This window comes from Streptomyces otsuchiensis, assembly GCF_004305975.1.
Classification (GTDB): domain Bacteria; phylum Actinomycetota; class Actinomycetes; order Streptomycetales; family Streptomycetaceae; genus Streptomyces; species Streptomyces otsuchiensis.
Genome location: NZ_BHZI01000291.1, coordinates 1 through 6,868 on the forward strand (window position 1 = coordinate 1; position 6,868 = coordinate 6,868).

General features: G+C 74.4%; 5 protein-coding genes. 3 read left to right on the top strand and 2 right to left on the bottom strand.

All coding sequences use genetic code 11. The features are described 5' to 3' along the window. Positions 1-1,142: serpin family protein (locus E0D90_RS21755; RefSeq protein ID WP_227870392.1), on the bottom strand; the 1,142-nt coding region annotated here is incomplete at its 3' end. A 58-nt stretch (positions 1,143-1,200) separates the two neighbouring features. Then, positions 1,201-2,106, bottom strand: coding sequence for a hypothetical protein (locus tag E0D90_RS21760; RefSeq protein WP_103503726.1), 906 nt, complete (start codon positions 2,104-2,106; stop codon positions 1,201-1,203). 184 nt (positions 2,107-2,290) lie between these two features. Between E0D90_RS21760 and E0D90_RS21765 the strand changes: the two genes are divergently transcribed. From E0D90_RS21765 to E0D90_RS21775, 3 genes are all read left to right on the top strand, one after another. Beyond that, a complete protein-coding gene (locus E0D90_RS21765) occupies positions 2,291-2,680 on the top strand; it encodes a chorismate mutase (protein ID WP_103503727.1) in 390 nt (129 codons plus the stop codon). A gap of 116 nt (positions 2,681-2,796) precedes the next feature. Continuing rightward, positions 2,797-5,298 (top strand): aminopeptidase N, encoded by a 2,502-nt coding sequence (pepN, locus tag E0D90_RS21770; protein ID WP_130799745.1) that lies wholly within the window; start codon positions 2,797-2,799, stop codon positions 5,296-5,298. A 257-nt stretch (positions 5,299-5,555) separates the two neighbouring features. Further along, the gene (locus E0D90_RS21775; protein WP_130799746.1) at positions 5,556-6,620 is read left to right on the top strand and encodes a hypothetical protein; all 1,065 of its coding nucleotides are present in this window, start codon (positions 5,556-5,558) and stop codon (positions 6,618-6,620) included. The last annotated feature ends 248 nt before the right edge of the window (positions 6,621-6,868 follow it).

Below are 6,868 nucleotides of genomic sequence, written 5' to 3' on the forward strand. Positions count from 1 at the left end.
GGTGGGCGGGGCACCGACGCCTGCCAGGCCGCGAACAGCGGCAACGAGCCCGAACCGTCCAGCACCGCAACCCCGAACGGGCGGTCCAGGACGACGGTCAGCCGACGGAGTGCCGCCGGTGGCGCCCCGCCGAACCGCCCCGCGAAGACCGTCACCGCCGCCGCCCTGACCTCCCGCTCCGTCAGCGACAGCACACAGCGCTGCACCGCCCGGTCGAACATCAGCGGCTCGGGGGACAGGCCGGAGAAATCCGCCGCCGTGGTCGCCATCTCCCGCACACCCAGCGCCGCCAGCTGCGGCACCAGTTCCACCGTGGAGTCCAGCTCCAGCCGGGGCACGCCGACCCGCACGGTGTCCGCCTCCACCGGCGCCCGTTCCGCGGCCGGCGCCCACGCGGCGGGCAGCACCCGCGCCGCCCCGTCACCCGGCGCGCCCAGCACACAGCGGACCAGCGCCGGGCTGCCGCCGGCCGGGCCGACGGCGCACCGCAGCTCCACCACCGTGGCGTCCCGGCCCGGCACCCGCCAGGTCTCGCGGCCGGACAGGGAACGCCACATCATCGGGGTCTCGCGCACCCGTCCGGCCGCGTCGGTGAAGGGGCGCGGTGCGGTCAGCGCGGGATCGAAAGGCCACTCCCAGCGCGCGGTGAGCGCCAGCGCGTTGACCAGCAGTGCCAGCGTCCGCTCGTCCGGACGCAGCGGCAACTCGCGGATCACACCGCCCGTCGCCCGCTCCACCCAGGCGTCCAGGCCCCCGAGAGCCGCCGTGTCCAGCGTGCCGAACCCGACGTCCGGCAGTGCCTCGCGGAACTCCCGGCGGACCGGGACCCGGGACCAGAGCCCCGTCGCACAGACCAGCGCGTCCGTCGCCGCCATGGCGGCGACCGTCTCCGTCACCAGCTGGGCCGCCTCCGGCCCCGCCACACCCAGCAGGCCCCGCAGCTCCGCCGCCGTGGTGCCGCCGGAACCGGCCGCCACCGCGGCGGCGGCCAGCCACAGCCCGGCCGGCGAGCAGGCGAAGTCCCCGCCCCCCGACGCCACCTGCGGGTCGCTGGCCAGCACCGCCGGCCAGCGGTCGGCCAGCGCGGCGACCGCCCGCGCCACGGCCGCCGTCGGCTGTCCGGTCATCGACTGCCCCGTCATCGTCTCCCCCTCGGTCGTTCCGCTTCGCGCCCGCCGCCACCCTGACGCCTGGGGGAGTTCAGGTGTCGCACTCCAGCACCGTGCGGCACACCCCGCAGCGCGCCCGGACCGGCCCGCGCACCGGCAGCCGCAACCGGCCCGCGCACACCGGGCAGTCGAAGACGACGCGTTGCCCGGCACCGTCCCGGTCCGCCTCGAACCGGTAGGCGCCGACGCCCGGCGTCGCCCGGCCGGACCGCGCCAGCCCGCGCTGCGCCTCGTAGCCGCGACGGGCCGCCCACCCGGCCGTCACCAGCGGTGGCTGCGCAGCGTCGTGCTCGGCGCGGCGCAGCCCCTTCCCGTAGGCGTCGTACGCCTGCGGACTGGTGAACCAGACGCGGGGGTCCTCACCGATGGCGAGCGAACGTTTCGCCAGGACGTAGCCGTACTCCTCCGGAGTGAGATAGCCCAGCTTCTGCGAGGTCAGCGCGTCCTGCCGGAACGCGTCGAGCAGCAGCCAGCCGCACCCCAGATAGGCGGCGGCGGTGTCGGTGAGGATCTCGTCGGCACCGGTGTCCGTCAGCGACAACCCGGCCCGGTGCAGGAAGACATGGGTCACCTCGTGGGCCAGCACCGCGCCGATGTCACGGCGGTGGGCGTCGAAGCGCTGGTTCAGCTCCACCGTGTAGGCCCCGCCGTCCGACGGCTCCACCCACGCCGCCTCCGCCATCTCCCGGAACCGCACCTCCACCGGCACGTCGGGCAGGCCGAGATGGCGCACCATCACCCCGGCGATCCGGCGCACCCCCGCCGTCAGGTCCTCGTCGTCGTCGAAGGCGACATCGACCGGCAGCACACTCACCCCGAAACCGCGCACCCGGTCGGGGGACAGCTCCCGGTACAGCGTGGTGAGCGCGGAGCGCACCTCCGCCAGATGCGGGAAGCCCCGTTCCACGTCACGTTCCGCGCCCCGACCGAACGACATCAGACCACCCTCCTGCGAGCCGCCCACCACTGTAGGCGGGAGCGTCAACCGTCGCGCGCCCGCCGCGCGCCCCGCCGGGTGGCGGCACACCGGGGGCTCCCCGGAGGCGGGCCGGGGGCCGCGCCGTCCCGCGCACCGGACGCGATGCGGGGCCGGGTCGGGAAACGGCCTACAGTCGTGCACCATGAGTGACAGCCACCGCGCCGACCAGGGACCCGACACCGAGCGCCCCACCGACGGTGACCCCCGCCCGGGCAGCGGCGCCGGGGCCGAACCGGCCCCGACCGACCCCGAGGTCCGCGCCGAACTGGAGCGCCTGCGCGACAGCATCGACAACATCGACGCCGCCGTGGTGCACATGCTCGCCGAGCGGTTCAAGTGCACCCAGCGCGTCGGCCGGCTGAAGGCCGAGCACCGGCTGCCCGCCGCCGACCCCGCCCGCGAGGCCCGGCAGATCACCCGGCTGCGGGAACTGGCGGGCGACGCCCGGCTGGACCCGGCGTTCGCGGAGAAGCTGCTCAACTTCATCATCGCCGAGGTCATCCGGCACCACGAGACCATCGCACGCGGCTGAGCAGTCCCGCCGTGCCGGGGCGGCGGGGCCCCTCCCGTGGGCCGCGGGCGTGACGCGCGCCCGCCGACCCACAAACCCGCCTGTGCTCCCCGGGAACCATGGGGCAGCATGGGCACATGGCCACTCTCACCCGTGACGAGGCGCGGCGTCGCGCCCAACTGCTCGACGTTCAGCGGTACACCATCGATCTCGACCTCACCCGTGGCGAGGAGACCTTCCGGTCCGCCACCACCGTGCGGTTCACCGCGCGCGAGGCCGGTGTCACCTTCGCCGAGCTCGTCGCGGTCACCGCGCAGCGGATCACCCTCGACGACCGGGAGCTCGACCCGGCGGCGCTGCGCGACGGCCGGCTGCCCCTCGACCTGACAGCGGGCGACCACGTTCTGCACGTCGAGGCCGACATGGCCTACTCGCACACCGGCGAGGGCATGCACCGGTTCACCGACCCGGCGGACGGCCTCACCTACCTGTACAGCATGTGCTGCATGACCGAGGCGCCGAAGGTGTACGCCGCCTTCGACCAGCCCGACCTCAAGGCCGTCTTCGAGATGACGGTCACCGCCCCCGAGGAGTGGACGGTCGTCGCCAACGGCGTCACCAGCCGGGTCCCCGGCGAGCCCGGTCGCTGGAGCAGCGCCCCCACCCCGCCGATCTCCACCTACCTGCTGGCCGTGGCCGCCGGCCCCTGGCACTCGGTGCGCACCGAGCACGCCGGTCTGCCCTTCGGGATGCACGTCCGGCAGTCGCTGGCCGAACACCTGGACAAGGACGCCGGGGAACTGTGGGAGATCACCCGCAGTACCTTCGACCGCTTCCACCAGATCTTCGACGAGCCCTACCCGTTCGACTCCTACGACCAGGCGTTCGTACCCGAGTTCAACGCCGGCGCCATGGAGAACCCCGGACTGGTCACCCTGCGGGACGAGTTCATCCACCGCTCCGCCGTGACCGACACCGAGCGGCAGCACCGCGGCATCGTCATCGCCCACGAGATGGCGCACATGTGGTTCGGCGACCTCGTCACCCTGCGCTGGTGGGACGACATCTGGCTCAACGAGTCCTTCGCCGAGTACATGGGCTACCAGGTCCTCGCCGAGGCCACCGAGTTCCGCCCGTGGACCGAGTTCGCCGCCCACCGCAAGCCCTGGGGGTACGACGCCGACCAGCGGCCCTCCACCCACCCGGTCGCCCCCGCGCCCGACGGTGTGCCCGACACCGCCTCCGCCTGGCTCAACTTCGACGGCATCTCCTACGCCAAGGGCGCCTCCGCCCTGCGCCAGCTCGTCGTCTGGCTCGGGGAGAAGAACTTCCTCGCCGGTATCAACGAGCACTTCGCCCGCCACCGGTTCGGCAACGCCACCCTCGCCGACTTCATCGACTCGCTCAGCCACGCCTCCGGCCGCGACGTGCACACCTGGGCCGAGAGCTGGCTGCGCACCCCCGGCCCGGACACCATCACCCCCACCGTCCGCGAGGGGGAGGACGAGTGGGAGCTGACCCTCCACCACGCCGGGGGCCGCCCGCACCTGCTGCGCGTCGGCGCCTACGACACCGCCACCGCCGACCCCGAGCGCGCCGTGGCCCGCGACCAGTACGACATCGAGCTTCCCGGCGACCGCGAGACGGTGAGCGTCACCCGGCCCGGCCCGCGACCGGCCCTGCTCGTCGTCAACGAGGGCGACCTCAGCTATGCCAAGGTGCGGCTCGACGCCGGCTCGTGGGAGACCGCCCGCCGGATCATCTCCACGCTGCCGGACCCCCTGACCCGCGCCGTGGTGTGGAACGCCGCCCGCGACATGGTCCGCGACGGAGAACTCCCGCCCCTCGCCTACGCGGAGATGGCACGCCGCCACCTGCCCGACGAGCCGGACCTCGCCATCCTCGACAACGTCCTCGGGTTCGTCCGTTCCCAGATCGCCGACCAGTACCTGGCGGACCCGGCCCGGGAACAGACGCTGGCGACCGTGCGCGACCTCGCCCGGGAGCTGCTGGACCGCCCCGGCGCCCCCGCCCGGCGGCTGGTCGCGGCGCGCTACCTCATCGGAGCCGCCGCCCACCCCGGTGACCTGCGGGCATGGCTGGACGCGGGCACCCTCCCCGGCGGCCCGCTGCTCGACCCGGAGCTGCGCTGGAAGGTGCTGCACCGGCTCGCCGTCCTCGGGGACCTCACCCCCGAGGAGATCGACGCCGAGGGCGGCGCGGACACCAGCGCCACCGGAGCGGAGGGCGCCGCCCGCTGCCGGGCCGCCCTGCCGACCGCGGACCACAAGGCGGCGGCGTGGGAGGCGCTGTTCCAGCCGGACAGCGAGCTGTCCAACTACCTGTTCATCGCCACCGCGCAGGGCTTCTGGCACCCGGAGCAGCGGGAGCTGCTGGTGCCCTACGCGGAGCGGTACTTCGCCGACGTGGTGCCGCTCGCCGTGCGGCGCGGCCACTCGATCACCGTCTCCGCCAGCCGGTACGCGTTCCCCCGTGGCCTGGGCGACGAGGCGACGCTGCGCCGGGGCGAGGCCGTCCTGTCCGATCCCGCCGTCACGCAGGCCCTCCACCGCGGGCTGACGGACCAGCTGGACGATCTGCGGCGCGCGCTGCGGGTCCGCGGCGACCTTCCGGGCTGATCCACGACGCGGCCGCGGGCGGCGGCCCGCTGCCGCTCCGCTGTCCGCTGTCCGCTGCCCGCTGCCCCGCCGGCCCACCCGGGACCGGCGGGGCGGCGCGCGGGCGACGCCCCCCTGTGAGCTGCGGGCTTCCCGGCAGTGTGATCCGCCTCGCACCCCAGGGGCACCGGAGCGTGCCGTACCCCTTACGGTAAGAGTCCGCCGGGGGGTGAGCCCGGTCGGGCACTGGCTCCCAACTCGCTCAAAGGTCACGGGATATGCGCGGGCGACTCGGCACGTCGAGAACCGGACGCTGCCTGCTGGCCGCCGGACTCGGGCTGCTCGTGCTGGCGGCGGTCGCGGCCCTCGGTCCGCTCACCGACTGGACCCGGCCGACACCACGCGGCTGCCAGAACGACCTGCCGGCCGACCAGCTGGCGGCTGTGGCCGGCGACCGCTCCGTCTACCGGGCGGAGGAGATCACCGACGCCCGCCTCGGCGAGTACGCGTGTGTGCTCTTCGACCGTGAGGACCGGCGACTGCTGACCGTCAGCGCCGTCAGCGACCAGGAGTCGGTCCGATCGGCACTGGTGGGCGACCTCGCCGAACGGGTCGACGAGGAGACCTCGTTGCAGGCGCTCCCCGAGCCGCTGCCCGGCATGGTGACCCTGCACGGATACTTCCACTTCCTGCCGCCCTGCCCCGACCTCGTCCCCAACGGAGGCGGGTTCGACCAGCGCCCGCTGGTCACCGTGCGCGGGCCGTCGGGCGAGATCAGCGAGGCGACCCTGAGACTGGCGGTGTCCGCCGCCGACGTCGCCGGCGAGCGCCTGGGCTGCGGTGCGGAACCCCTGAACTACGACGGCCGTTTCCAGCCCGCCGAACCGGTCGCGGCCGAGCTTCTGGGGGATTCCCCCTGCGAGGCGCTCGCCACCGACACCGTGCCGGCGCCACGCGACGGGCGATGGACCGTCTCCACCGCCGCCGCCGACACCGCCCCCGCCGGCCGGTGCACCCTCCAGAACTCCGACGGGCAGACCGTGCTCGTGCTGACCAGCTGGTACGGGGAGTGGAGCGTTCCCATCCTCGACGCCCAGCACCGCTGGTACGCGGACAGCACACGGCAGGGCCAGCCCAGGGAGCCCTATCTCGGCAGCAACTGGGCCTGGGCCACCGCCATCTGCGACGGCGCCCCCGCCCACTTCGGGCTGCGGCTGACCCGGCCCTGGCGTGAGTTCGACGAACCCGTGCGACACGCGCTGCTCAGCGGCTTCGCCGAGGACCAGGTCGAACGGCGCGACTGCCACGACCTGCGGCTGCCCGCCCCCGAGCCGGCCGGCTGAGCCGGGACGGCGCCGCCGGACGGGGCCGACCACCACCGCCGACGGCGGAGTTGGTTCGAAACGCCGTGGCCGGAAATCCTCTCTTCTGACGAAGATCACGCCGCCGCCTGCCCCAACGAGACATGACGACGCCTAAGTTAGGTACACCTAACCAAGCCCGCGCCGGGCCGTGCGCACCTCACGCGCACCGGCCGACAAACCGCCCGTACCGCACCCGACACCCCCGCCCGACACCCTCCCCGACACCC

What these genes read in the sequence shown, in the direction of transcription:
- E0D90_RS21760 (WP_103503726.1), bottom strand. Translation starts at nt 2,106, where the DNA reads ATGTCGTTCGGTCGGGGCGCGGAACGTGACGTGGAACGGGGCTTCCCG.
- E0D90_RS21765 (WP_103503727.1), top strand. Translation starts at nt 2,291, where the DNA reads ATGAGTGACAGCCACCGCGCCGACCAGGGACCCGACACCGAGCGCCCC.
- pepN (WP_130799745.1), top strand. Translation starts at nt 2,797, where the DNA reads ATGGCCACTCTCACCCGTGACGAGGCGCGGCGTCGCGCCCAACTGCTC.
- E0D90_RS21775 (WP_130799746.1), top strand. Translation starts at nt 5,556, where the DNA reads ATGCGCGGGCGACTCGGCACGTCGAGAACCGGACGCTGCCTGCTGGCC.